The sequence below is a fragment of the Allomuricauda ruestringensis DSM 13258 genome (assembly GCF_000224085.1).
Taxonomy (GTDB): domain Bacteria; phylum Bacteroidota; class Bacteroidia; order Flavobacteriales; family Flavobacteriaceae; genus Flagellimonas; species Flagellimonas ruestringensis.
Genome location: NC_015945.1, coordinates 1,382,366 through 1,408,324, shown reverse-complemented (window position 1 = coordinate 1,408,324; position 25,959 = coordinate 1,382,366). Strand labels below are relative to the sequence as shown.

Genomic DNA, 25,959 nt, shown 5'->3' with positions numbered 1-25,959 from the left:
AAAACATGAAACATATGACGATAGTTGAAGCGTTAAAAGAAAAAAACCAACTTGTTAGAAATATTTTAGAACTACAAAACAGAATATCATCATATAATTGCGTAATTGAGGGAAACCCAAGGGCATATGATCCAAAAGAGGTAATGGCCGAACTCAACAATACAATCGAAGAATTAATTTCCATAAAAACGAGAATTACCCGGGCAAATCAGCCTGTTCAGGAAAAGATTTATCGGTTATCCGAACTCAAGACACAGATTCGTTTTTTAAAAAACATTCCCACTACCGAGGGAAAAGCTCCTCTGGGAAAAAGCCTTTACTCTAAATCCGAAACCTATGTTTGGGAATCATCTATTAAAACACAAGAAAGAGATAAGAGTGTTGTGGAATTGGGAAATGAAATCAGTAAAATCCAACAAGAGTTGGATGCCCATAATTACAAAACAACAATATAATTAAAGTGTAGTGCAGAAATGCGGTAACTGTTGTGGAGATCAAAATCACCAAATGCAAGAGATGCGATGTACAATTTTGATTTGATTTTGTAGCAATATAAAATTCAAGCTTCAAGAAAATTGTAATCAAACTTCAAAACAAATGGTTCAACAGTCATGATAGACCCCGATTTTGGATTAAAACAACATTTACTCAAAGTATGCACTACACCCTTTTCCATAAAGTGCATCATTAAAAAAACCTGGAAGATTAATCATTAAGCTTCAGCACGGCCATAAAGGCTTGTTGTGGAATTTCCACATTACCTACTTGGCGCATCCGCTTTTTACCCTTTTTCTGCTTTTCCAACAATTTACGCTTACGTGAAATATCCCCACCATAACATTTGGCGGTAACGTCTTTCCGTAGCGCTTTTATGGTTTCCCTAGAAATAATTTTGGAGCCAATGGCAGCCTGGATCGGAATATCGAACTGCTGTCTTGGGATAAGCTCTTTTAGCTTTTCACACATTTTTTTACCGATGTGGTAAGCATTGTCAAAGTGTACCAGGGCAGAAAGTGCATCAACAGGTTGGGCATTTAAAAGGATGTCCACACGAACCAGTTTTGAGGCACGCATTCCTGTTGGGGAATAATCAAAAGAGGCATATCCTTTGGAAACGGTTTTTAAACGATCATAAAAATCAAAAACGATTTCCGCCAAAGGCATATCAAAAACCAGCTCTACACGTTCTGTGGTCAGATATGTCTGGTTAACAATTTGTCCACGCTTTTCAATACAGAGCGACATTACGTTGCCCACAAAATCAGCTTTTGTGATGATGGTTGCCTTAATATAAGGTTCCTCAACGCGGTCTATAGTTGATGGGTCCGGTAAATCCGTGGGGTTATTGACAATTATAGGGTCTGGGTCACCTTTGGTAGTATATGCGTGGTAACTCACGTTGGGCACTGTGGTAATCACGGTCATGTCAAACTCACGTTCCAAACGTTCTTGGATGATTTCCATGTGCAACATTCCCAAGAAACCACATCGAAACCCAAAGCCCAATGCAGCACTGCTTTCAGGCGTAAATACCAAGGAGGCGTCGTTGAGTTGCAATTTTTCCATCGAAGAACGCAGATCCTCAAAATCTTCCGTGTCAACAGGGTAAATACCTGCAAAAACCATAGGTTTTACATCCTCGAAACCGCCAATGGGGTTTTTGGTCGGGTTTGCGGAATCTGTGATGGTATCCCCTACTTTTACCTCGCGAGCATCTTTTATTCCGGTGATCAAATAGCCCACATCGCCCGTAGAAATCTTGTTTTTAGGGAACTGGGTCAATTTTAAGGTGCCAATTTCATCGGCATAGTAAGACTTTCCGGTGGCCACAAATTTTATTTTTTGCCCTTTTGTGATTTCTCCGTTTACCACCCTAAAATAGGTTTCAACACCTCTAAACGGATTGTATACCGAATCAAAAACAAGAGCTTGGAGAGACTCATCGGGATTCCCTTTGGGAGGAGGTATGCGCTCAATAATTGCTGTAAGAATCTCCTCGATACCAAGTCCTGTTTTAGCACTTGCCGGGATTACCTCTTCCGGTTTACAGCCCAATAGGTCTACAATATCATCGGTAACCTCTTCTGGGTTTGCACTGGGAAGATCCACTTTGTTGAGCACGGGAATAATTTCCAAATCGTTTTCCAATGCCAAGTATAGGTTGGAAATGGTCTGAGCCTGAATGCTTTGTGCCGCATCAACTACCAGTAGGGCACCTTCGCAGGCGGCAATGGAACGCGATACTTCGTATGAAAAATCAACGTGTCCGGGAGTATCAATCAGGTTGAGCACATACTTTTCGCCGTTGTGAACGTAGTCCATTTGAATAGCGTGGCTCTTAATGGTAATGCCCCGTTCACGCTCAAGATCCATATTGTCCAGCAACTGGTCTTGTTTTTCGCGTTCGGTCACCGAACCGGTAAAGTCCAACAAGCGGTCTGCCAAGGTGCTTTTGCCGTGGTCAATGTGTGCAATGATGCAAAAATTCCTGATCTTCTCCATATCAACAATAACATACCCTAAAAAAGGGACATAATCAACTGCAAATATAATTGTTTTAAATACCCGCAAATGGTTTTTTCTCAATAAGAAAATTACCGCCCATCCCGCTCAAAAATTATTTCATAGATTTGACAATCAACCCAAACCTATAATGAAGAACCACACCGCTACTTTTTTATTGGTGTTTTTTGCAATATGCGGCGCATACGGCCAAACCTTTACAATTTCTGGTAAGGTCGTGGACGAACAGAATCAGATTATTCCCTACGCCAACATTTTGCTGCTTCAGGCTACCGATTCCACATTTGTTCAAGGGACATCTGCCGACGAGAAAGGCTTTTTTGTACTGTCCGAAGTGGAACCGGACCTCTATTTGTTACAGGCAAGTTATGTGGGCAGGGGCTCCGAACCCAGACCTTTGGATATTGCCAAGGATGTTTCCTTGGGCGCTTTGATTATTCCTTTAGAAAACAACGAACTGGATGAGGTTGTGGTATCGGCTCAGCGCCCTAAATTAAAAAGATTACCAGACAGACTGGTCTTTTCGGTAGAAAATACAGTGGTTTCACAAGGAACTTCATGGGATATTCTAAAAAGCACCCCTGGTGTAATCGTAAACCAAGATGATTTATTGATTCGTGGCCAAAACGCCACAGTTTACCTTAATGATCGAAAGGTCCAATTGTCCGGACAAGAAGTTCGGGATTTGTTGCAGGGACTTTCGGGCACCAATATTAAATCTGTTGAAGTAATTGCAAATCCTCCTGCAAGGTATGATGCCGAAGGAGGCCCTATTTTGAACATCGTTACCAGCAAAAACATTGTTCCGGGATACAAGGGAAGCATCAACGGGACATTTAGCCAAGCTGTTTTTCCAAAATTCAGTATGGGTACCAGCCATTATTACAAAACTGACAAACTCAACCTGTTTGCCAACTATACCATCAATCCAAAGAAGGACGTGAACAAAACGAAAAAGGGCATCAATTTTATGGATGATGCCAATGATGTTTTTTCCGTTTGGGATACGGATTATAATCAAACGGATAGGTCGCAGTCGCAAAATGCAAGTTTTATTCTGGATTATGATTTTGATGACAGAAACAGTTTGAATGTGACCTCCAACCTGCTTTTTAATTTAGATCAAGAGCAGCAAACATTGCTCAGCAACGAAATGAGGAATGCCCAAGCCCAATTGGACTCCACATTTACCACCCAGAACAACGCCAATATGGACAACACCAACTTGGCGTTTGACCTCACCTATGTTCACAAACTAAGAAAGGAAGGGGCACAGATACGAGCCAATGGGCATTACACCTATTTTAACGGGGAGACGTTCCAACGCCTTGCATCCGATTATTTTGATGCGGACGGCACTTTTTTACGGGACTTTGGGTTTGATTCCGATACTGATCAAGAGATTAGAATTTTTACCGGGCAGTTGGATTATTCCACACCAATTGGCAATGCATCTTTTGAAACGGGAGCAAAGATCTCGTCGATTACTTCCGAAAACAAGGTGAACTTTTTCAACTTTAATGGCTCTAGCAATACGGTTGATTCTTCCTTATCGGATTTGTACACCTATGATGAAAATGTGTATGCAGCCTACATGAGCTTTGTGAAGAATTGGGAGAAATGGTCGATGAAGTTAGGAGTTCGTGGAGAGCTTACGGAGGCCGAGGGGAGGTCGTTGACCTTGAACGAGACCAATACGCAGGACTTTTTTGAACCGTTCCCATCGTTTTATTTGCTCTATTCACCATCGGGCAAGCACAGTTTTTCTTTTGATTATGGAAGGAATATTAACCGTCCCAAGTACAACGACCTTAATCCCTTTCGCTTTTTCTACAACGAAAATGATTACGAAGAGGGAAACCCCGGTTTGAGACCCAGCTTTAGCAACAACTTTAACTTAAACTATACGCTCAAAAGCGAATATTTCTTCGACATTTACTATCGGGACAATGGCAGTAACATTTCGTACCTGGTCTTTCAGGACAATGACAATCAAACCTTGGTGGAGCTTAAGCAGAATGTGTTGGAAAGCAAATCCTACGGTTTGGACTTTACTTTGAGCAAATCCATTTTGCCCCCATGGTATATGTACGCCTACACATCAATTTTTCATGAGGAAGAAACCTTTTTGGCGGAGCAAAGCGGAAATGTACCCTTTACCAACGAGGTAAATGGGGTGTATGCCTATGTGGGCAATTATTTAACGTTGTCCAGTGATGGAACGTTCACGGGAGAGGTGGCCGCAACGTACATTTCCCGGTTTCTTTTTGGTTCTTACGTATCGGACGAGCAGTTTAATTTGACGATTGGGTTGCGAAAAACTTTGTTCGACAATAAGATAACCCTTTCGCTTGCGGCAGAGGATATTTTGGAGCAATATGTGCCCACCTATCGTTCGCAGTACCTTAACCAAGACAACTTTTATCGCAGACGTCCCGAAACGCAGTTTATCCGCTTTGGTTTCACCTATAATTTTGGGAATTTTAGATTAGAGGATAATCAGAGGGGCATCGACAAAAATGAGCGCGACAGACTAGAATCGCAAAACTAGCTTTTTGGTTATCACCTATTTTGTACTTTTGCAATCCAAAAAAACGAAGGATTTGCCAAAAATTGGAAACATAGAACTCCCTGATTTTCCGCTTCTTCTAGCTCCGATGGAAGATGTGAGCGACCCTCCTTTCCGTAAATTGTGCAAGGAGCAGGGCGCCGATGTGGTGTATACCGAGTTTATTTCTTCCGAAGGATTGATCAGGGATGCCGCCAAAAGTGTTGTTAAACTGGATATTTATGAAAAAGAGCGTCCCGTGGGCATCCAGATTTTTGGCGCAGAACTCGACTCCATGTTACAGGCAGTGGATATTGTGGAGAAATCCAACCCGGATATCATCGATATCAATTTTGGCTGTCCTGTAAAAAAGGTGGTCTGTAAAAACGCCGGAGCAGGTATTTTGCGGGATATTCCATTGATGGTAAAGCTTACCGAAGAAATCGTAAAACGCACCAAATTGCCTGTAACGGTGAAAACCCGATTGGGGTGGGACACCAGTTCCATTAAAATTGTTGAGGTTGCCGAACGACTGCAAGATGTGGGAATTGAAGCAATTTCCATCCACGGTCGTACACGTGTTCAGATGTACAAAGGTGAGGCCGACTGGAAACCCATTGCCGAGGTAAAGAACAACCAACGGATGCATATTCCCGTATTTGGTAACGGCGATGTGGACACGCCCGAAGCGGCGGTAAAAATGCGTGATGAATACGGATTGGATGGAGCCATGATCGGAAGGGCGAGCATTGGATATCCTTGGTTTTTTAAAGAGGTGAAACACTACTTTAAAACAGGCGAACATTCAGCGCCACCCACAATGCAAGAACGTGTGGAGGCCGCTCGTAGGCATTTGCAAATGGCCATTGATTGGAAAGGTGAAAAATTAGGCGTTTTTGAAACCCGAAGACATTATACCAATTACTTTAAGGGCATACCCCATTTTAAGGAATACCGAATGAAAATGGTGACCAGCGATGATGCCGCGGATGTGTTTGCTGCTTTTGATGAGGTAGAAGAAAAATTTGGGGATTACCAGTTCGCTTAGGCGGAAACTAACTTTTCGGTAATTCGACTGCTTGCAATTTTTGAAGAAATAAAGCCCAAAACCACGATTGTTCCGATTACAATCAGCAAATTGATGACATTGAATTCTACGGGATAGGCCAGGGATGGTGTTATTTTCAACCATCCGAACGCCAGTTGGGAACCGATCAACAAAGACCCGATCAGTACACCTATCAAACCACCAAAAGAGGTGACCAATATACCTTGTATAAAATAAATACGACGCAATTCTTTGATGGTCGAGCCAAGACTAAACAATGTTTTGGAGTTCTGCTGTTTGTCCAAAATCATCATGATGATAGCTCCAACCACATTAAACAGGGCAATGATCAAAACGAGGGTAAAAATCAAATAGGTTGCCAAATTTTCCGTGTTCAGCATTCGGTAGAGCGAGGTGTTTTGCTCACGACGCGTCAAAACCGATACTTTATCCCCCAAAACATCTGCAATGGAGCTTTTAACGCGATCGGGAGAGGCATTCTCCATCAATTTAAAATTGATGCCAGAGACTTCGGTACTATCTTTCTGCAATAGCTCTTGAACCAAAGGAAGCCGAGCAAACACGTATTTTTTATCTAAACTTTCTTCGACCGCATAAACGCCGCTTACCACCAAAGCAAGGTCGTCGTATGGTTTTGGGTTGAATCCCGGTTGCGAAAAAGAACCTTCACCGGGTTTTGGGACCAAAACTTCCATAGCAGTACGGTTGTTCATAGGTACACCCAATAAATTGTAAATCCCGATACCAATTACTCCATTGTAAACATCCGAGCCCCAATTTCCGAAAATTAGGGTACTGTCCACTCCAGTGACGGCTCGGTAGTTTTCATCCACCCCTTTTATGTAGGCAATGGTACTTTTTTCTTTATAGGTAAGGTAGGCCCGCTCTTCCAATTCTTTGGAAAAATTGGCCAACCCCTCGATATTGCCAAGCGCCGATTCTTCATCGGGAGAAATGGTAAAATGCTTCCCAATGGTGGGCGAAGCCTTTAAATCGGGGTCAAACGTATTGGAAAAAGATAGGCTGAACGTTTTTAGACCGGCAAAAGCGGAAAGCACGATAAAAAGCGCCGCGGAACCTATCACAATCACCAAAAAAGTAATGAAATTGATAATATTTACCGCATTTTGGCTGCTTTTGGACCGTAAGTAACGTTTTGCGATATAAAGAGGAAAGTTCAAAATCAGGATTTCTTACGTTTGTCGAGCAAGTCCCTGTTCTCGATAGGGTTTTCTTCTCGTTTCAATGATTTTTCAATCTTTTCGATGTATTCCAACGAATCATCCAGATAAAAATTGAGCTCGGGCACACGCCTTAATTGGTGCTTGGTACGCTGTGCCAATTCGTATCGAATGGCCACTTGGCTTTCTTTGATGCCTTCCAACAGTTCTTTGGCACCTTTGTTCGGAAAAATGCTCACATACACCTTGGCCAAGGATAGATCAACGGTTACAGAAACTTTGGACACAGAGATCAAAGTTCCCTTAAGGCCACCATCGGTAGCGGCACGTTGTAAAATGTCGGCCAGGTCTTTTTGAATGATTCCCGCTATTTTTTTCTGTCTTTGTGTTTCCTCCATACTGCAAAAATAAGCGAATTAATGACTAACCTTACTTTATGAACCATTTACAGTACGTAATTTTGGAAAAAGGAGAACATTTTAACGTTTATTGTGAATCCTATGGATAAAATAGAACATATCGGTATCGCGGTAAAAAACCTGGAAGCGTCCAATGTATTGTTTGAGAAGCTTTTGGGTGTGCCCCATTATAAAATTGAGGAAGTAGCCTCGGAAGGGGTAAAGACATCGTTCTTTAAATCGGGCCCCAATAAAATTGAACTGTTGGAAGCGACAAATCCGGATAGTCCCATTGCCAAATATTTGGAAAAGAAAGGAGAGGGCATTCACCATATTGCTTTTGCGGTGGAGGATATTGTATCGGAAATGGAACGATTAAAGGGCGAAGGCTTTGTTGTTTTGAACGAAAGGCCCAAAAAAGGAGCGGACAACAAATGGGTAGCATTTTTACACCCAAAGGGCACCAATGGCGTGCTGGTGGAGCTTTGCCAAGAAATAAAAGAAGGGTAGGGGCGTTAAAACCTTGCGCTGAAGAAAAATAAACACTAATATTGCATCCGCAAAATGCGGGTCCTATAGCTCAGCTGGTTAGAGCACCTGACTCATAATCAGGGGGTCCCTGGTTCGAGCCCAGGTGGGACCACCTCAATAAAGATAAGCCTTTCAAGCAATTGGGAGGTTTTTCTTTTTTATACGGGTACAACATAGGTACAACATTTCAAAAACATTCAATCTGTTTCTTTCTTTAATTCTAAATCATTATTGTAACATTTTGTAACAATAAAGAAAAATACCATATCTTGGTTCTTTCATACATAGTGATAATCTGATTTTTCAAAGGACAACCATAACGTATGTAAGGTTTCAACTCTTTTAAAAGTCAACCCACTGACAGTAACACATAAACAACAACTAAACAGAATCAGAATGAAAAAAACAGTAAACAAACTAAGTAGGTTCCGCATTCAATTGATGCTTGTGGTCTTAACCTTGCCCTTGGGGGTACTAGGTCAAGAAGTAGGTTCTATGGAGCGGCTGGTCTCTCCTGAAATTGCTGATGATAACACAGTAACTTTTAGAATCAAGGCGCCAAAGGCAGAAAAGGTGGTCTTATCGGGCAATTGGATGCCTATGGTACCCGGTGAGGGAATGGGTATGACCCGAAAGACCGTGGCGCTGACCAAAGACGAAAACGGTGTTTGGTCCACCACGGTTGGCCCATTGGAACCGGAACTTTATGGGTACACTTTTATCGTAGACGATATCAACACCTTGGATACTGCCAATTTATTGGTCGCTCGTGACGGAACTTTTAGAACAGAAAATGTGCTATATATTCCAGGGAAAGCCTCAGAACTCTATTGGGCCAAAACAGGACCAAAAGGGACCGTTCACAAAATTTGGTATGAGTCCCCGACCTTGGATCTAATCCGTAGAATGTACGTATACACCCCACCAGGGTATACCGATAGTAATGAAAACTATCCTGTTCTATACCTATTGCATGGTGGAGGTGGAGACGAAGAAGCTTGGCCAACCCTTGGGGTTGCAAACCATATCTTGGACAATCTTATTAATTCAGGAAAAGCCAAACCCATGATCGTGGTGATGACCAATGGTAATCCAGGCCAAGCCGCCGCTTTGACGGTAAGTCCCAAACTGGAACCTTCAACACAACCTGCAGGAGGTATGGCAAATATGTTGTTCGAAAAAAGCTTGGTCAATGACGTGATTCCTTATATTGAATCACACTTTCGAGTGAAATCCAACAAAGAAAATCGTGCTTTGACCGGTTTGAGTATGGGCGGTTTACAGACAATGAACACCTCTTTTGAAAACCCTGAGCTGTTCGATTACATCGGAGTTATGAGCATGGGCTTTGCCGACCTCAGTCGTTTTGGAATTGAGGTGGACCATTCTAAAAGAGGTGAGCAAATAGAAGCATTAAAAGCTGCCGACCCCGAGCTTTATTGGATTGCTTGCGGTACCGACGATTTCTTATACCAAAGTGTGGTTGATATGCGAAATGAACTGGATAAGCACGATTTTGACTACATCTATCGCGAAAGTACCGGGGGACATACTTGGTCCAACTGGAGAATCTACTTGTCAGAGTTTGCACCGATGTTGTTTAAATAATAAGGTAAAAGGTATCTTGTATTCCCACTAAATCAAAATATAGATCTTTTTACTTTTTAAACCCTTTCAAGTCTTGGATTTGGAAGGGTTTTTTTATTGATGAACTAAAATTGACAGATGGCTTCGTATGATAAACTTGTTCCGAGAATTCACTAATTTGCTACAAAGAAGAAAAAATGCTCACCGCCGAACAAAAGCTCAAGGAACGCATCAAGGAACTTACTTGTTTGTACGAGGTCACCTCCCTCATCGTAAACTGCGATTACGATGATATGGAAACTGCATTGCTAGGCATTGTGCAATGTTTGGAGCGCGCCTGGCAATTCGACGAGGAAACTTACGTTTTGCTATCTACCCCAGATTTCTTTATAAAGACCGAGGAGAAAGGGGAAGACTACGTGTTTTTGGAATCCGTCATTACCGTGTTCAATAAGCCCAAGGGTGAGATTAAAGTTGGGTATCCGTCCCCCAAATACCAGCTAAAGGATTTTTTGGAAGAAGAACAACAATTATTGGACAATGTGTGTCTAAAGGTGGGCAACCTGTTGGAGCGCAAGGAAATCAAGGAAAAGGAAGCGCATATCCGCCGACAGGTGGAACAATCCGATAGACTTCGGATATTGGGGGAAATCACCGCAGGTATCGCCCACGAACTCAACACCCCACTTGCCAACATTCTGGGTTTTACCGAGCTTTTACAGGAACACATCAGCAATGATCCACAAGCCCTCAAGGATTTGGATAAGATCATAACGAACACCATATTTTCTAGAGAAGTAGTCAAAAAACTGATGTTCTTCGCCTGCGAAATGCCCGAAACTCGGGAAGTCATCAATGTGGTTGAGGTGATGGAGGAGGCCATCAATATGCTGCGTACTACCTTGAGACAAAATGAAGTCTCTTGTGAATTTGAGCACTCCGAAGACACCATTGAACTACGCATCGATAAGATTCAGTTGACCCAAGTGGTCTTCAACCTAATTGTGAACGCCATCTATTTTGCACCGCCCAAGAGCACCATTTCCGTTAATCTTGGTATCGAAAAGGAAAATATCATCCTAAAAATTGCGGATCAAGGCCCCGGCATTCCAGAAGAATCCATAGCGCACATTTTTGACCCTTTTTTTACCACCAAACCCGTAGGTGAGGGCTCAGGATTGGGGCTTAGTGTGGTACACGGCATTGTTCAGAGCCATCAAGGAAGCATCGCGGTTACACCAAATACCCCAACAGGCACTATCTTTACATTGAAATTTCCAAAAAAGTAAATGCTTTGTTGAAAAAGGAAAACATATTGCTGGTCGATGACGACATCGATATTCTTGAGCTGTTGCAACGGCATTTAAAGTCGATGGACTACCATACCTACAAAGCTGTATCAGTCAAAGAGGCGTTATACATTTTAAAGGATACCGAGATAGATTTGTTGGTAACGGATATCAATATGCCGGAAATAGATGGGCTGGAACTGGTAAAATATGTGGCCGAGCATTACCCGAATATGCCCAAATTGGTGGTGACCGGTTTTCCGTCGGTGGAAGATGCGTCCAGTGTAATCAAACACGGAGCAACGGATTACTTGACCAAGCCTTTTACCAAAATGGAGCTGGATGGGGCCGTTAAAAAAGCCTTGGCCAGTAAAGAGGCGAAGGATACTTTTAAGACCTCACCGGTAAAACCAATGGCCACGAACGGCTATGCCGATATGATCGGAAACTCCGAAGCGTTTCAAAAGGTTACAGAAATCATTGATAGGGTAAGGGACAACCGTGCTACGGTTTTGGTCCGTGGGGAAAGCGGAACAGGAAAGGAGCTCGTGGCGCGGGCCATTCATTATTCGGGCAAGTTTGCTCGGGCTCCTTTTATTGCTGTAAACTGTGGCGCCATTCCAGAAAATCTTTTGGAAGCAGAACTTTTCGGTTACACCAAAGGTGCTTTTACAGGCGCCAACGAAAATCGCAACGGTTTTTTTCAGGCAGCGCACAAGGGAACTATTTTTTTGGATGAAATAGGAAACGCCACCTTGCCAGTTCAAAATAGATTGTTACGAGTGCTTCAGGAGAAAGAAGTAACCAAAATAGGCTCGCAAAAACCTGAAAAACTGGATGTGAGGGTTATAGCTGCCACCAATAGTGATTTGGAAGAACTTATTCAAAAAAAAACATTTAGGGAAGACCTCTATTACCGTCTTTCCGTGGTTACAGTTGATGTGCCCCCCCTCAGGGAACGTTCCTCCGACATTCCTTTGTTGGTCGACAAGTTTATGCAGAAGTATGGCATTGAGTACAAAGATCGTTTTGTTCGCATTGCTGATGACGCCCTTGACGTTTTGGAACGATATTCTTGGCCAGGCAATATCCGCGAACTGGAAAATGTTGTGCAACGCGCCGTAATTATGTGCGATGGCAAAATTACTTTGGAGCACTTGCCCGACGAGTTAAAATATAAAATCGACTTTCCCACAAAAGGATTTAAAACACTTCAGGAAAAAGAGAAAGAATACATTGAGGAAGTGCTCCACTCCACTCAAGGAAACAAAACCAAAGCAGCTGAAATTTTAGGCATCAACCGGAAAACACTCCGCGAAAAACTGAAATGACCACTGGGGCATTTTGCCCCAACCGGGTAAAAAACACCCGTCTTTATTTTTCTTTCACACAACTAAAACAGATATAATCAACTAAAAATCAAATAATTATATTTTTAATGTGCCCCTATTCCTGCAAATGGCACAGGGCTTGCTCTTATATGGACAAAATGCTGGGATGCCGTTTTTGGCCTCCCGTCCGTTAAGAACTGGAAATGAAATACGGAAGCCTGATCATGGAGAAAAAGGATTATGTAACGCTTAAACGAATACTGAACTTTCATAGGTATTATGAGGATTATGCCCATAAGGATGCCTTGGAACAGTTGGGCGATAGAATTGATAAGGCTTTGGTGGAAGATGAGTTGGATATACCGGACGATGTGGTTCGGTTAAACTCAAAAGTTACGGTCGAATTTGTAAATGGAGCACGTCAAATGTTTCAATTGGTTCCATCGACACGGGGTGACCTTAAAAATAATATGATATCCGTTGTGAGCACCATGGGAGCAAGTTTGGTCGGACTTGCAGTTGACGATACTGTTCAAATCGGAGCCCCTTCGGATTCCAAATCCTTTAAGATAGTGGACGTGGAGCAATCACATCAATTGTCGTCCAGTTTTGATTTTTAAAACACAATGCGAAAATAATTTGTAAACCTTAAATATATAGTTATGAGAATAATAATTTTAGCAATTCTGTTCGTGGTGGCAACCACAAATATCAACGCACAAAATGTAACCCCCCAAGAAGTAAAAGTTGGCGATATATTGGAGATTGGCCGTCCCGATGCACCCCAGTACAAGCACATTGATTTCCCCCGTGCCAACTTCATCATAAAAAAAGGAGGCATTGCCAATTATAAAATAGTTGAAGGAAACAAAGTGGTGGTAACCGCCATAAAGGAGAAAAAGGACGGCTCCGTGGAGGTGAAAATAAAAAAGACCAACGGTAAAAGATTCTTTAACAGCCACCCTGTGGTTAAGGCTGATTTAAAAAATGCACTTGAGTCGGGAGAGTTAAGTGTACTGTAGTTGATTGATGATTTCCGCTCAGCTCAAAGCATTTAGGTTTGCTCAATTAGATGGTTAGCTAATGGCTGGGCGGATTTATTCAAATAAAATAAATCCAGGTTCGATTAGATAGAAATAACAAAAAAACAAAGAATGCCAAAAAAAATGTCCATAAAACAGCGAATAAACGCAGGGTTCATACTTGCTGCGGCATTTTTATTGGTGCTTGCTTCCAACCGATTGAACCAGCGTAATTTTTCTACCGTAGAGCAAAGTGTAAACTCAGTTTTTGAAGACCGTTTGGTGGTTCAGGAATACATTTATAGGCTCAACAACCTATTTCACAAGAAAGAATTGGCCTTGGCCAAGAATGAGTTAAGCACAAACACGCTTACGGAATCTTCCGACATAGAAAAAATACTTTCAGATTTCGCAAAAACAGAATTAACGGTCAAGGAATCGAGGTATTTATCGGACTTGAGGAGCAGCTATTCCGAACTTCAGGAGATGGAAAAAAATCTATCAGCCAAGAATGCATCCGGAAGCGCCGAAATGAAGCGTGGGATATCATCAAAGCTGACCAGAATAAACAATGACCTTGATGAACTTTCTGGGGTCCAACTTTCAGAAGGAAGACAATTGACCCAACGTTCCCAAAGGTCTCTTGGCATGAACCAATTATTATCACGTTTGGAGATAGTATTCTTGGTCATTATCGGAATACTTTTTCTTCTTATTGTATTCCATCGCGAAAAATCAGGGATGCATCTGGTGGAAAAGGATTCCTAGAGGTTTCCAAGCTTCAAATAACTTCTATATAGGTGCGGGATGCTCGAACCTTTTTGGGAAACCTGATGGCAAATCCCCGCTAGTGCGAGCCTTTTGGCCCGTAAAAATCCATTTTGAAAGTAGAGCAGGCATAAGCATGATGCTTGCACCAGCGAGGGTTTCTGTCGTTATTGCGCTTACACAAAGTTGGTGACAGTTATATTTACACCAATGAAATTTTACATAAAATCATTGCCGAGGTCTTAACTGTTCAATGATTTTAGCATCGACCCAATATTGTTTTGTTTGCCAATATGTACTTCCATCTTCCCTTACTTTTTCTTCTGACCTTCCAAAAAGCAAATATTTTCCATCAGGTGTTAACCTCGCACCATTCTCTACTAATTCTGAATTTATCTTATTTCCCATATTAATAGCTGGGCCCCATGAACCATCTTGCTGTCGAAAACTGATATAATTGTCAGACTTGCCATATCCATCTTCTCGCTCGCTACCCCATATTAAGAAGGATTCATCTGGTGCTATAAAAGGGTGGGCTGTCCATTTTCCTGAGTTAATTTCCTTACCGAGTAGTTTTGGTTCTTCTCGTTTACCATCAATGATCTTTGATATGCGAATTACGTCATTGCTTTTATAATCATCAAAAACGATAGTCCCTTTATCGGATGCCGACAACACCATAATGCCCCAATCTTCCCTGTCAAACATTGGACCTAGACTTTTTATCTTTGACCAACCCGAATCTGTACGTTCAATATAGTTATGTCTTGAGTATAAAATGTTGCTATTTTCAGCGCTTCTAGGGTTAAAAGTATATTTATTGACCCTATAATAACTTTCTTCTTGCCGATAAACGACAACAGCTGGCTGAAAGGGGTCGTTCCCTGAATAAGTGAAGTAAAACTCTTGCATGTCCAAAGCGTCCTCGCTCCCTAATTTCCAGTCTTCAGAAGTGCTCTTTTTCGGAACAAAAATTTCGGGGGTTAACCCTGGAGGCTTATATCCAAAGTAAAGGTTATCTTCTGTTGAGGAATTCTTCTTAATTTCCGACTTCTCTGGTTTGCAAGCACTCAAAAATATTGCAAATACCAGTACTATAATTTTAATTCTCATTGTTCAGTTTGTTTTAATTACCGCCAACGGTATTTGTATGGCACGTGCTCCGAAAGGTATATGCCAGACACGACGTTGTAGAACGTTTTTTTAATAGAATCATCATTCTTTATTGTTGCATTTCATTAAACCCTCTCTCATTTCTTGTTCAAAGCTTGAATTTGGGTATTGGACAAGCCCTGTTTCGAAGTATTTAATAGCATTCTGGTAGTCCTTATGCTTTAAATAAAACTGCCCGAAACGATTTTTCCAATAGGCCGAAGCATATCTTTTTGTACTTAAAACATCTTTAAATTCGGTCATGAAAATATTAAAATACTCAAAATTATTTCTGTTCCATGCTAACCAAATTAATCCATTTTTTGTGTTGTCATCGATACGGCCATCACCACCAAATTGTTTTGCCCGTTCCTTAAAATAAGTGGTCAGGTAATCCATTCCTCCCAAATCAATATACTGTTGTATACTTTCAAAAACTGGGGAGTCATAATTATAATAGTAGTATTTCAACCCTTTATATATTGCTAAATGCGCTAAGGTTTCATGCACTTCATCATTAAACAGATCATATTTCCAAATAAGATTCTTGGGGCTGTTCTTTTTCAGTATTTCATGGAACGCTTCGGTTGAACCGATATAATAAATATCCTTTTTGGAGTTGGCCATAAATAGGTAAACATCTTTTTCTGAAGAAAACTTTTTAACCATCTCTTCGGAAGCATAACCCCCATTAGTTATTATTGCTCCATTAAAGACCTCGCTCTTTTCTAAAATTAATTCACTTATGTAGTAAGCAGCGTCTTCCCAACCAAAAATGACACGTTCTTTATTTGTTCTGTAATTTGAATCTATGTAGTGTATGACTTCATTAATTAAAAAATCAGTGAATTTTTTATTTTCATCCCCAAATAATGTTCTTCTTAATGGGTTGCTATTATTGATGCCTACAACAATCATTTCTGGAATAGCACCTGGAGTGCGCAAGGCTTTTTGAATTGCTACACCGCTTAAAAAATACCATTGTCCATCCAAAATATAAAGCACTGGATATTCTTGCTTTGAATCTGAATAACCATCAGGTGTATAAATTTGAATTGTTCTTTCTTGATTTAATACGGAAGACTGAATAGTATGATGGGCGCCAATGGTAATTGGGAAGTTATTTTCTTGTGCTGTACATATTTTATTTAAAAAACAGCACATTATAAAAATGTATAATGACTTCATAGGGTTGATTTTTATTGAAATTTCACAATGTTCTACTGTAGATATCCCACTAGTGCAAACCTCTTGGCTCGTAAAAATCCATTTTGAAAGTAGTGGAGGACTAGCGAGACGCCTGTCTGCCAACAAAGGCAGGCTCGCACCAGCTTGGAGTTTCCAAGCTTCAAATAACCTCCAAAATGGATTGACTCCCATTGAACACAAAACGTTCACCTTTTTCCTTTCCTAGCAACAATCTGGCTATGGGAGCATTGGCCGAAATACAGTAGACAACACCATCATTATGCTTAAAAGCGCCTGCAGAGATGGCTATAAAATAATCGGCCACACTCGTTTTTACCAGAGAACCCAAACGTATTTTATCTGAGGGTGTATCAATATTTATTTTATTCAGGACGCTTCGGGTTGTATCGAGTTCCAGTAATTGTTGACCCAGTTTTTCCTGTTCCAGCTGTACCATGGCCCTTCCTGTTTCGTGCTTGTCACCTGCCGAACTTTTGGTTTCGGAGCTCAAGGATTCTTGCAGTTCACCGCTCTGCTTTTTTAATCGCGTGGTTCGCTCGTCCAAATGGCTCCAGCAGAAGTCTAAAAGTGCTTTTTTCATAGTTTGGTTAAGCAAAGGTAAGTCGGAAAACGGTTTCAACATTAGGAATAGAACGTACTTGAATACCACCTCCGTGAAGTTGCATCACCCTTTTGGAAAGACTTAGGCCAATACCCGTGCCTTCGCTTTTGGTGGTAAAAAAGGGAACAAATATTTCGTCCATTACCTCGGGGGATATTCCTGGTCCGTTGTCCTTGATATCAATATATTTAGAGCCATTTTCATCGATTCCGGCAACCATTTGCACTTTTCCGCCGCTGGTGGACTCAACAGATTGCAGGCCATTTTTCGCCAAGTTGATCAACACTTGGGAAATTTGTTTTTCATCAATATAAAACTCCAGATCCTCGGGGTGGCAAAGTATATTGAACTCGCTTTCACCCTCAAGCAGCCGGGCGGACATGAGAACATCTATCTTTTCCAGCAAGTCTTTTCCTTTCACAAGGGTTTTGCTAGGGTCCGGCACGTGTAACAGGCTTCGGTAGGATTGCACAAAATCCATTAGGTCTCCACCTTGTTCTTTGATGACTTCCAATCCTTTCAACGTATTTTTTATCTGACTTTCCTCCAACTCTTCCATCGGGGTGATTTTGCCTCCTTTTCGGTAGTATTTGATGATGGAATCCGATATGGAAGCAATCGGGGTAATGGTATTCATAATCTCATGCGTAAGCACACGGATGAGGCGCACCCAAGACTCGGTTTCTTTTTCGTCCAGTTCCTTATGGATATCTTGGACCACCACCAGCAGTAAAGATTGGCCGTCCAACGTTAAAGGAGTGGACTTTAGGGCCAATTGTGTTTGTTCGCGCTCATTGGACAATTGGAACAACTTGCGCTGAAAAGGCTGAAAGTCTTTAAAGATTTCGTACAGATTTTCATCCACTTGCTTTAACTGTTTGATGTGGTTCAAGGGAGTATAGTCCAACAACTGCTCTAGAGTGGGATTGGCAAAAAGAACATGCCCCTTTTCGTTGTAGGTCATGATGCCGATACTGGCCTGTTTCAAAATTTCTTGATAGTACTGCTCCCGTATCTGGAGTTGCATGTGGACTTCTTGGATAAGTCCATTGACTCGATTAAGGCTTCGGTTGAGCTCTTGGAACGAATCAATGGTAACCCCCTCTGGAAAACGGAGGGTAAAATCCTCGTTCCTAATAGCATCAAAAAAATAGGCAATCTTTCTGTTGGTGCGATTTATGAAGGTTATCAAGGAAAACACTTGTACCATTAAAAGAATGGCACAGAGCCCCGAGGTAAAATACCATTTATAGGCGAATGAAAAGGCCAAGGCAACGGCAGTTAGGGACAGGAAAATTACCCGAACAATAAGCTGAATATAAAAGTTTCTGCTTGCCATCAGTCGCTCTTTTTCTTCAACTTGTTATAAAGCGTTTGTCGGGAAATGCCCAATTGTTCGGCCGCGGCACTGTAGTTGCCCTCATTTTGTTCCAAAGCCCTAAGGATCATTTGTTCCTCCATTTCGTTAAGGGTCATGGGCTCGCTGTCAAAAGACTGCATGGGCTTGGCATGCAACAGAAAATCGGAGGGTTTTAAAACATTGCCATCAGAAAGGATGACAGCTCGTTCCATGGTATGTTGCAACTCCCTAATATTACCCGGCCACGGGTATTCCATCAGTTTTTCCTGCGCCAATTGATTGATTCGCAATCCGGACTTATCATATTTATGGGCAAATTTTTTAAGGAAAAAATCGGCCAGCACCAAAATATCCTCATTGCGCTCCCTTAGCGGAGGCACTTCAATATGGATAGTGTTGATGCGGTACAACAGGTCTTCCCGAAACAATCCATCCGCAACCATTTGCTCCAAATTGCAATTGGTGGCACATACTAACCGAATATCTACATCGATGGGTTTGTTGGAGCCCACCCGAACCACGGATTTGTTTTGAATGGAAGACAATAATTTGGCCTGCATTTGAAGCGAAAGGTTCCCGATTTCATCCAAAAACAGGCTTCCTTGATGTGCGGCCTCAAACTTACCGGCCCTATCTTCTTTGGCATCGGTAAAGGCCCCTTTGGCGTGTCCAAAAAGCTCGCTTTCGAACAAGTTTTCGGCGATGGAACCCATGTCTACCCCTATAAAAACCTCATTTTTTCGAGTTGATAATCGATGTAGTTCCCGGGCAATCAATTCTTTTCCGGTACCATTTTCGCCGGTGATGAGAACGTTGACATCGGTTTTGGCCACTTTGGCCACGAGGTTCAGAACGGAAGTCAACGCCTTGGATTGACCAATGATATAGTTCCGTCCTTCGTTGATGACTTGCTTTAGGTTGTTCTCTTTTTTCTTGAGGTTGTGTATTTCTTGTTTCGATTTTCTCAGCTCGTATGCCGATTTCACCGTAGTCATCAAGCGTTCGTTGTTCCAAGGCTTCAGCACAAAGTCGGAAGCCCCTTGTTTAAGCGCCCTAACCGCTAAATCCACAGCACCGTATGCCGTCATCATGATTACCGAGGTGTTGGGCGATTTCTTTTTAATCTCTTTGAGCCAATATAATCCTTCGTTGCCCGTGTTCACCCCAGCGGAAAAGTTCATGTCCAAGAGCACAATGTCAATATCATTTAAGTTAGGAAAAGAGGAAATCTGGTTGGGATTAAAAATGGTTTGGACGCTTTTGTACTCAAACTGCAATAGAATTTCCAAAGCACTCAACACGCTCTTATTGTCGTCAACAACTAAAATTTTGGCATCAACCATAGGGCTTTTAGGTTCATATTGAAAGCTAAAACTAATAATTGCTCCGATATGTTTTATACAACTGTAAAATATTTGGACATTTTTTGTACAAAATTTTTACACTCACTCATTAATAATTGTTCATTTTTGATTGTAAGTATTTGATAATCAGATTAAATTTATTTTGGCATAAGAATAGACAGTAGTTTGGCACAGGATAAAACTATGAGCCTAAAAACATACATTACAACTTTATTATTATTTGCATCCTTGATTGGGTTTTCGCAGGAGGTTTGGACGCTGGAGGAGTGTGTGGATTATGCCATTGAACATAATCTTCAGGTTAAGAATACGTCTTTTAGCAACGAATCTAGCAGGGAATCTTATAGACAGTCCATCAGGGATCTATTGCCGTCCGTAAATGGTTCCACCAATTATACCATTAGATATGGTAGATCTGCCGACCCACAGACCAACGATTATGTGAACTCGGATTTCTTCAGTAACAATTACTCGCTCAATGCCAACTTGGATCTGTTCCGTGGTTTTCAAAAACTGAATACCATAAGAGCCTCCAAATTTATTTACAAGGCCACACAAGAAGACATTTTGCAAGAAAAGTTCTTATTGGCCTTTAGGGTGATGAGCGCTTTCTACGACATCAAGTTTTACGAAGGTTTGGTGGCCAACTCCTTGGAGCAACTTGAAATTTCCCAAGGAAACTATGATTTGGTTGAAAAACAGGTGGAGCTTGGGCTAATGGCGGGTGCCGATCTTTATGAAGCGGAATCCAATCTTTTGGGCGACAAACTTTTATTGACCCAGAACAGGAACCTACTTACCAACGCCAAACTGATATTGATTCAGGAAATGAATTTAACCGAAGTTTCGGATATAAAACTACAGGAAAATTTGGAACAAGCTTCGGTGAATGAAAACGTTGCTTTGGATTCCCTGTACCAATCTGCAAGAGGGTTTGTGCCTTTGGTAAAATCACAAGAGTATAGGGTAACAGCGGCCAAAAAGCAGTTACAGGCCACAAGGGGAACCCTGTTTCCCTCTTTATCGCTTGTTGCAGGGTATGGAACCAGCTATTTTGAGACCAATGTGGATGAAAACGGCAATGTTATCCCGTTTAAAACACAATTCAATGACAACTCTTCAAAATTTGTTGGAGCACAATTGAACATCCCCATTAGCAACGGGTGGGCGAACCACTCTCAGGTAAAACAGCAAAAAATTGCCCATATGCAAGCCAAGAACAACTTGGAGATCCAGGAGCAAGAACTCTTTAAACTATTGCAGCAATTGGTTCAGGATAATCGAGCACTTATTGCAGAATATGAACAAAGCACTAAAAAGGTAGAAGCTCAACAACTGGCCTTTACCATAGCCCAAAAAAGATACGAGAAGGGACTGATCAATGCCCTGGAACTTTTTCAAGCAAAGAACTTGTACGGTGTTGCCCAAAACGAGAATTTGCAGGTAGGCCTAAGATTAAAAGTTAACCAAAGCACCATAGATTTTTATAACGGGCTGCCCATTTTTAATATCAACTAAAAACAACATGGATATACAATTAGAAAAAAAGAAAGGACTTAAACTAAAACACTACGGCTATATCGCATTAGGGATATTGCTCTTGTTTGTTGGCTATAAATTGATTTTTGCCAGTTCCATGTCCACCTTTAGAACAGAAAAGGAACGTTTGTCCATTTCCACCGTAACCAACGGTAAATTTGATGACTATATTACCATAAATGGCAACGTTGCCCCCATCGCTACTATTTATATGGATGCTTACGAAGGAGGACGTGTTTCCGAAAAGTTGATAGAGGAAGGATCCATGGTAAAAAAAGGGGACATTATCCTAAAACTAGAAAACATGGCCCTTTACGAACAGATTTTGGCCAGCGAAAGCAACTTGGCATTAAAGCAAAACGACCTGCGCTCCACCAAACTCACCTTCGATTCCAGACAGGTCGAAGGAAGAAAATCTTTGGCCACCGCACAATACGATGTACAGCGATTGAAGCGTGCGCACGAACAAAACAAGGAATTGTACGAGGAAGAACTGGTTTCCAAAGAAGTTTATCTAAAAGCAAAGGAAGATTACGAACTAGCGCAAAAGCAATATGAAATTGTAAAACTACAAACAGAACAGGATGATGAATTGCGTGAAACATCCCTAAAAGGTTTGGATGCCGACCTTGAACGTATGCAAAAAACACTTTCCATGGTTTACGAGCGTTTGGATCACCTTAATGTGCGAGCCCCTGCGGACGGACAATTGGGATTTTTGGACGCAGAAATCGGCCAGAATATTTCACAGGGACAACGAATAGGGCAGATAAACGTGCTTACAGATTTTAAAATTGAAGCCGATATCGACGAGCATTATATTGATCGGGTAAAAAGAGATCTTTCCGCTACCTTGGAGCGCAATGGCAACGAGTTCAAACTGCGTTTGCGCAAGGTATATCCTGAGGTAAGGAACGGCAGGTTCCGTGTGGACTTGGTTTTTGTGGATGAAAGACCGGAAACCATTCGTGCAGGACAGAGCTATAACATACGGTTACAGTTGGGCGAATCCAACGATGCTTTGTTGTTGCCTAAAGGAGGATTTTTCCAGAGTACCGGCGGACAATGGGTTTTTGTGATAAACCCCGATGGAAACGAAGCCATCAGACGAAATGTCCGACTCGGAAAACAAAATTCTAGATACTACGAGGTCTTAGAAGGGCTTCAACCAGGAGAACAGGTCATTACCAGTAACTACGATAGTTTTGGTGATGCAGAACGGATTGTATTAAAATAATTCGTGAAAATGTAACATCAATCAATAGCACATAGTCTTTTAATAAATCAAAAAACAACCATCAAAAAATGATAAAGATAACAGACCTTAAAAAAAGTTTCCGGACGGAGGAGGTAGAGACCTTGGCTTTGAACGGAGTAAACCTAAAAGTGGAAGAAGGTGAGTTTGTGGCGATCATGGGCCCATCCGGATGCGGAAAATCCACTTTGCTGAACATAATCGGTATGCTGGACAACCCAACGGAAGGCAGCTACAATTTTGCAGGACACGAAGTGGGCGGACTAAAGGAAAGCCAACGCACCCAGCTTAGAAAAGGCAATCTTGGATTTGTGTTCCAGAGCTTCAACTTGATTGATGAGCTTACGGTTTTCGAAAACGTGGAACTCCCCTTGATCTACTTAAAAATGAACAAGGCAGAACGAAAGGAAAAAGTTATGAAAGTATTGGAGCGTATGAAAATTGCCCATAGGGAAAAACACTTTCCACAGCAACTTTCCGGGGGTCAGCAACAAAGGGTGGCCATTGCCCGTGCCGTGGTCACCAATCCAAAACTGATCTTGGCGGATGAGCCTACGGGTAATCTGGATTCCAAAAATGGTATCGAAGTGATGAACCTGTTAACGGAACTTAACCAAGAAGGCACCACCATTGTTATGGTAACGCACTCCGACCGTGATTCACATTACGCGCACAGGGTCATTAACCTTTTCGATGGCCAAATTGTGACCGAAAGCCAGAACAAGCCAATGAAAAGTATGGTATAGGAGTTTTTCATCAATCAAAAAAACAGTCAAATCAATTAGATGTTCAAAAATCACTTAAATATTGCCTGGAGAAGTCTTAAAAAACAACCCTTTTTTACATTTCTCAATATTTTTGGTCTTGCCGTTGGTTTGGCCGGCGCTTTGCTAATTGGCCTTTACATATTTGACGAACTGGGTCATGATAAAATGTTTGCCGATGCGGAACGAATCCATAGGGTGAATGCCGATATCAAATTTGGTGGCCAAGTGGAGTACCAGCCTGAGGTTTCTGCTCCGATGGCCGAAGCCATTCTCAACGATATCCCACAAGTGGAGACCGTAACTCGTTTTAGAAATACAGGTGGTGTTTTGATAAAAAAAACTGGCGAAGCCAATAGTTTTAAAGAGCCAAGGGCTACCTATGCAGAAACCAGTATGTTCAATTTACTGGGGTTGCAACTATTGTACGGGGATGCTACCAAAGCATTAAATAGTCCAAATACGGTAGTGATTACCAAAAGCCTTTCCGAAAAACTTTTTTCTAAGGAAAACTCTATTGGTGAAACCATGGAAATTGATGTGTACGGTACTTATACCGTCACAGGAGTTTTACCGGATACACCAAAAAATTCATTTTTAAGGGACAGAAACCTTTATTTGGCAATGCCCGGATATGCGGACGCCCGTGCCGGAGAATGGGGCAGCCATAATTATTACACCCTTATTAAATTGAGGGAGGGTGCAGAGGTTACAGATATACAAGGCGCTCTTAATGATATGGTTGGAACTTACGTTATCCCATTTGTGCAAAAATATTTCCCCGGCATTACTCTGGAGCAGTTTGAGGCAAGCGGTAATTTTATAAAATATGGAACCATACCCCTCACGGATATTCACCTGCACTCCAAGCGCAGTCCTGAATTCAGTGTGAACGGAGACATACAAAACCTCTACATTTTGGGAGCCATAGGCCTGTTTTTGCTTGTTTTGGCAAGTATCAATTTTATGAACCTTTCCACGGCCCAGTCTTTAAAAAGGGCTAAAGAAGTAGGCGTTCGAAAAACTTTAGGTGCTGGAAAATTGGTTCTTGTCCGTCAATTTTTGACCGAATCTGGGCTTATCGCTTTTGGTGCATTGGTAGTGGCACTGGTTTTGTCACGTGTCTTGCTTCCATTGTTCAATCAACTTTCTGGTAAATCGCTTACCATACCTTTTGGCAATCCTTACTTTATATTGATTATTATAGTTGCGACCCTAATTCTGGGATTTTTTTCTGGAAGCTACCCCGCCCTGTTCATGTCGCGTTTTATCCCGTCAAAAGTATTAAAAGGAAGTAGTGGGCAAATGTTGGGCGGCGGTAAGACTCGGAATGTGTTGGTCGTTTTTCAGTTTTCCGTTTCGGTTCTTTTGATAATTGCTACTCTGGTGGTTTACGAACAGCTTAACTATATAAAGGACAAAGATCTGGGTTATGCTAAAAACCAAGTTTTAGTTGTTGAGGACATTTATTTGTTGGGAACTCAAAGAAACTCCTTCAAAGAAAATCTATTGGCCCTAAACCAAATACAACATGCAACCCTCAGTAGTTTTTTGCCAACCCCATCTAGCCGTAGTGATAGTTCCTTTTTAATGGGTGAAGACCGTAGTCAGGAGAAAGCAGTGCAGATGCAGGAATGGCAGGCAGATTATAATTATTTGGAAACCATGGGGTTGGAACTTGTTTCGGGAAGAAATTTTGATTCCCGGTTTGCTACTGATTCTATGGCTGTTATTATTAATGAGACCGCCGTACAGAAAATGAACAGCAATCCAACCGAGGTATTAGGCAAGCAACTTGTAAATAACTTTGACGAGGAAGCTGGTGAGCAGGTATATACGATTATTGGGGTTGTCAAGAATTTTAATTTTGAAACACTCCATAATGAGATAAGTGCTTTGGGCATTTTCCCTACTGATAATGCGGGAAGGCTTGCTCTAAAATTGGGTGAAGGCAATGTAAATCAAACTATAGCCTCTATTGAAGCGGTTTGGAATCAAATGGCACCAGGCAAACCTTTTTCGTATTACTTTATGGATGATTCTTTCAATGAAAGTTATCAAGCGGAACAGCGTCTGGGGAAAACCTTTATGGTTTTTACTATTCTTTCCATACTAATAGCATGTTTAGGGCTCTTTGGTCTGGCTACCTTCAATGCTCAAAAGAGGGTAAAGGAAATAGGTGTTCGCAAAGTGCTTGGAGCTACTATAGCACAGATAACCTACCGACTTGCATATGATTTTTTAAAATTGGTTGTAATAGCTATTGCAATTGCCGTCCCGTTAGGTTGGTTTACCATGGATAGGTGGTTACAAGATTTCTCATATCGTGTAGACCTACCATGGTGGGTCTTTGCAATTGCTGCTTTTCTGGGAGTCGCGGTTGCATTGCTAACAGTAAGCTATCAAAGTATCAAAGCAGCAATGACGAACCCGGTAAAAAGTTTACGGACGGAATAAATCATCAATCA

At 41.6% G+C, this 25,959-nt stretch carries 22 protein-coding genes and 1 tRNA gene; 15 read left to right on the top strand and 8 right to left on the bottom strand.

The genetic code is table 11. The features are described 5' to 3' along the window. The first annotated feature begins 5 nt into the window (after window positions 1–5). Window positions 6–455, top strand: a complete 450-nt coding sequence (locus MURRU_RS06375) for a DIP1984 family protein (protein WP_041801365.1) — start codon at window positions 6–8, stop codon at window positions 453–455. Window positions 456–705: 250 nt separating this feature from the next. Here the strand turns inward: MURRU_RS06375 and lepA are convergent, their stop codons facing one another. Beyond that, a complete protein-coding gene (lepA, locus tag MURRU_RS06370) occupies window positions 706–2,502 on the bottom strand; it encodes a translation elongation factor 4 (protein ID WP_041801835.1) in 1,797 nt (598 codons plus the stop codon). 151 nt (window positions 2,503–2,653) lie between these two features. On the opposite strand from lepA, the gene MURRU_RS06365 reads away from it, so the two are divergent. Continuing rightward, a complete protein-coding gene (locus MURRU_RS06365) occupies window positions 2,654–5,074 on the top strand; it encodes an outer membrane beta-barrel family protein (RefSeq protein WP_014032618.1) in 2,421 nt (806 codons plus the stop codon). A 52-nt stretch (window positions 5,075–5,126) separates the two neighbouring features. Then, window positions 5,127–6,119 (top strand): tRNA dihydrouridine synthase DusB, encoded by a 993-nt coding sequence (gene dusB / locus MURRU_RS06360; RefSeq protein ID WP_014032617.1) that lies wholly within the window; start codon window positions 5,127–5,129, stop codon window positions 6,117–6,119. Here the strand turns inward: dusB and MURRU_RS06355 are convergent. Together MURRU_RS06355 and rbfA are read right to left on the bottom strand one after the other, a co-directional pair. Further along, window positions 6,116–7,321, bottom strand: coding sequence for an ABC transporter permease (locus MURRU_RS06355; RefSeq protein ID WP_014032616.1), 1,206 nt, complete (start codon window positions 7,319–7,321; stop codon window positions 6,116–6,118). The genes dusB and MURRU_RS06355 overlap by 4 nt on opposite strands. 2 nt (window positions 7,322–7,323) lie before the next feature. Then, entirely contained in the window at window positions 7,324–7,719 is a 396-nt protein-coding gene (gene rbfA, locus MURRU_RS06350; protein ID WP_014032615.1) for a 30S ribosome-binding factor RbfA, read from the bottom strand. Window positions 7,720–7,821: 102 nt separating this feature from the next. Between rbfA and mce the strand changes: the two genes are divergently transcribed. From mce to MURRU_RS06310, 8 genes are all read left to right on the top strand, one after another. Further along, window positions 7,822–8,229: a methylmalonyl-CoA epimerase gene (gene mce / locus MURRU_RS06345; protein ID WP_014032614.1), complete on the top strand. Its 408-nt coding sequence runs from the start codon at window positions 7,822–7,824 to the stop codon at window positions 8,227–8,229. Between the two features lie 59 nt (window positions 8,230–8,288). After that, window positions 8,289–8,362: transfer RNA gene (locus tag MURRU_RS06340), tRNA-Ile, on the top strand. A gap of 284 nt (window positions 8,363–8,646) precedes the next feature. After that, a complete protein-coding gene (locus MURRU_RS06335) occupies window positions 8,647–9,858 on the top strand; it encodes an esterase (protein WP_014032613.1) in 1,212 nt (403 codons plus the stop codon). A 176-nt stretch (window positions 9,859–10,034) separates the two neighbouring features. Beyond that, window positions 10,035–11,126 (top strand): sensor histidine kinase, encoded by a 1,092-nt coding sequence (locus MURRU_RS06330; RefSeq protein ID WP_014032612.1) that lies wholly within the window; start codon window positions 10,035–10,037, stop codon window positions 11,124–11,126. A 5-nt stretch (window positions 11,127–11,131) separates the two neighbouring features. Further along, a complete protein-coding gene (locus tag MURRU_RS06325) occupies window positions 11,132–12,457 on the top strand; it encodes a sigma-54-dependent transcriptional regulator (protein WP_014032611.1) in 1,326 nt (441 codons plus the stop codon). 203 nt (window positions 12,458–12,660) lie between these two features. Further along, on the top strand, window positions 12,661–13,077 hold the full coding sequence (locus MURRU_RS06320) for a GreA/GreB family elongation factor (RefSeq protein WP_014032610.1): 417 nt from the start codon (window positions 12,661–12,663) through the stop codon (window positions 13,075–13,077). Window positions 13,078–13,119: 42 nt separating this feature from the next. Next, entirely contained in the window at window positions 13,120–13,479 is a 360-nt protein-coding gene (locus tag MURRU_RS06315; RefSeq protein WP_014032609.1) for a hypothetical protein, read from the top strand. A 132-nt stretch (window positions 13,480–13,611) separates the two neighbouring features. Further along, window positions 13,612–14,247 (top strand): MCP four helix bundle domain-containing protein, encoded by a 636-nt coding sequence (locus tag MURRU_RS06310; protein ID WP_014032608.1) that lies wholly within the window; start codon window positions 13,612–13,614, stop codon window positions 14,245–14,247. A 228-nt stretch (window positions 14,248–14,475) separates the two neighbouring features. Here the strand turns inward: MURRU_RS06310 and MURRU_RS06305 are convergent, their stop codons facing one another. From MURRU_RS06305 to MURRU_RS06285, 5 genes are all read right to left on the bottom strand, one after another. Continuing rightward, window positions 14,476–15,360: a hypothetical protein gene (locus MURRU_RS06305; RefSeq protein WP_014032607.1), complete on the bottom strand. Its 885-nt coding sequence runs from the start codon at window positions 15,358–15,360 to the stop codon at window positions 14,476–14,478. Between the two features lie 102 nt (window positions 15,361–15,462). Then, a complete protein-coding gene (locus tag MURRU_RS06300) occupies window positions 15,463–16,779 on the bottom strand; it encodes an alpha/beta hydrolase-fold protein (RefSeq protein ID WP_245545068.1) in 1,317 nt (438 codons plus the stop codon). Further along, entirely contained in the window at window positions 16,748–17,188 is a 441-nt protein-coding gene (locus tag MURRU_RS06295) for a 3-oxoacyl-ACP synthase (protein WP_014032605.1), read from the bottom strand. The genes MURRU_RS06300 and MURRU_RS06295 overlap by 32 nt, the downstream gene beginning before the upstream one ends. A gap of 7 nt (window positions 17,189–17,195) precedes the next feature. Continuing rightward, window positions 17,196–18,548 carry a sensor histidine kinase gene (locus MURRU_RS06290; RefSeq protein ID WP_014032604.1) on the bottom strand — a complete coding sequence of 451 codons (1,353 nt, stop codon included), beginning with the start codon at window positions 18,546–18,548 and terminating at the stop codon, window positions 17,196–17,198. Continuing rightward, on the bottom strand, window positions 18,548–19,912 hold the full coding sequence (locus MURRU_RS06285; protein WP_014032603.1) for a sigma-54-dependent transcriptional regulator: 1,365 nt from the start codon (window positions 19,910–19,912) through the stop codon (window positions 18,548–18,550). The genes MURRU_RS06290 and MURRU_RS06285 overlap by 1 nt, the downstream gene beginning before the upstream one ends. Window positions 19,913–20,116: 204 nt before the next feature. Between MURRU_RS06285 and MURRU_RS06280 the strand changes: the two genes are divergently transcribed. The 4 genes from MURRU_RS06280 (at window position 20,117) to MURRU_RS06265 (ending at window position 25,948) form a co-directional block, all read left to right on the top strand. Further along, complete coding sequence (locus tag MURRU_RS06280) at window positions 20,117–21,451, top strand: TolC family protein (protein ID WP_014032602.1); 1,335 nt, start codon at window positions 20,117–20,119, stop codon at window positions 21,449–21,451. Window positions 21,452–21,458: 7 nt separating this feature from the next. Continuing rightward, window positions 21,459–22,709: an efflux RND transporter periplasmic adaptor subunit gene (locus MURRU_RS06275; protein WP_014032601.1), complete on the top strand. Its 1,251-nt coding sequence runs from the start codon at window positions 21,459–21,461 to the stop codon at window positions 22,707–22,709. A 68-nt stretch (window positions 22,710–22,777) separates the two neighbouring features. Further along, a complete protein-coding gene (locus MURRU_RS06270; RefSeq protein ID WP_014032600.1) occupies window positions 22,778–23,473 on the top strand; it encodes an ABC transporter ATP-binding protein in 696 nt (231 codons plus the stop codon). Window positions 23,474–23,512: 39 nt separating this feature from the next. After that, entirely contained in the window at window positions 23,513–25,948 is a 2,436-nt protein-coding gene (locus MURRU_RS06265) for an ABC transporter permease (RefSeq protein WP_014032599.1), read from the top strand. The last annotated feature ends 11 nt before the right edge of the window (window positions 25,949–25,959 follow it).

Bases quoted from the DNA above. Each gene is read 5' to 3' on its own strand.
- lepA (WP_041801835.1), bottom strand. From the start codon at position 2,502: ATGGAGAAGATCAGGAATTTTTGCATCATTGCACACATTGACCACGGC.
- rbfA (WP_014032615.1), bottom strand. From the start codon at position 7,719: ATGGAGGAAACACAAAGACAGAAAAAAATAGCGGGAATCATTCAAAAA.
- MURRU_RS06335 (WP_014032613.1), top strand. From the start codon at position 8,647: ATGAAAAAAACAGTAAACAAACTAAGTAGGTTCCGCATTCAATTGATG.
- MURRU_RS06375 (WP_041801365.1), top strand. From the start codon at position 6: ATGAAACATATGACGATAGTTGAAGCGTTAAAAGAAAAAAACCAACTT.
- MURRU_RS06280 (WP_014032602.1), top strand. From the start codon at position 20,117: ATGAGCCTAAAAACATACATTACAACTTTATTATTATTTGCATCCTTG.
- MURRU_RS06275 (WP_014032601.1), top strand. From the start codon at position 21,459: ATGGATATACAATTAGAAAAAAAGAAAGGACTTAAACTAAAACACTAC.
- MURRU_RS06285 (WP_014032603.1), bottom strand. From the start codon at position 19,912: ATGGTTGATGCCAAAATTTTAGTTGTTGACGACAATAAGAGCGTGTTG.
- MURRU_RS06365 (WP_014032618.1), top strand. From the start codon at position 2,654: ATGAAGAACCACACCGCTACTTTTTTATTGGTGTTTTTTGCAATATGC.
- MURRU_RS06315 (WP_014032609.1), top strand. From the start codon at position 13,120: ATGAGAATAATAATTTTAGCAATTCTGTTCGTGGTGGCAACCACAAAT.
- MURRU_RS06270 (WP_014032600.1), top strand. From the start codon at position 22,778: ATGATAAAGATAACAGACCTTAAAAAAAGTTTCCGGACGGAGGAGGTA.
- MURRU_RS06265 (WP_014032599.1), top strand. From the start codon at position 23,513: ATGTTCAAAAATCACTTAAATATTGCCTGGAGAAGTCTTAAAAAACAA.
- MURRU_RS06290 (WP_014032604.1), bottom strand. From the start codon at position 18,548: ATGGCAAGCAGAAACTTTTATATTCAGCTTATTGTTCGGGTAATTTTC.
- MURRU_RS06310 (WP_014032608.1), top strand. From the start codon at position 13,612: ATGCCAAAAAAAATGTCCATAAAACAGCGAATAAACGCAGGGTTCATA.
- mce (WP_014032614.1), top strand. From the start codon at position 7,822: ATGGATAAAATAGAACATATCGGTATCGCGGTAAAAAACCTGGAAGCG.
- MURRU_RS06295 (WP_014032605.1), bottom strand. From the start codon at position 17,188: ATGAAAAAAGCACTTTTAGACTTCTGCTGGAGCCATTTGGACGAGCGA.
- MURRU_RS06320 (WP_014032610.1), top strand. From the start codon at position 12,661: ATGAAATACGGAAGCCTGATCATGGAGAAAAAGGATTATGTAACGCTT.
- MURRU_RS06330 (WP_014032612.1), top strand. From the start codon at position 10,035: ATGCTCACCGCCGAACAAAAGCTCAAGGAACGCATCAAGGAACTTACT.
- MURRU_RS06305 (WP_014032607.1), bottom strand. From the start codon at position 15,360: ATGAGAATTAAAATTATAGTACTGGTATTTGCAATATTTTTGAGTGCT.
- MURRU_RS06300 (WP_245545068.1), bottom strand. From the start codon at position 16,779: ATGGGAGTCAATCCATTTTGGAGGTTATTTGAAGCTTGGAAACTCCAA.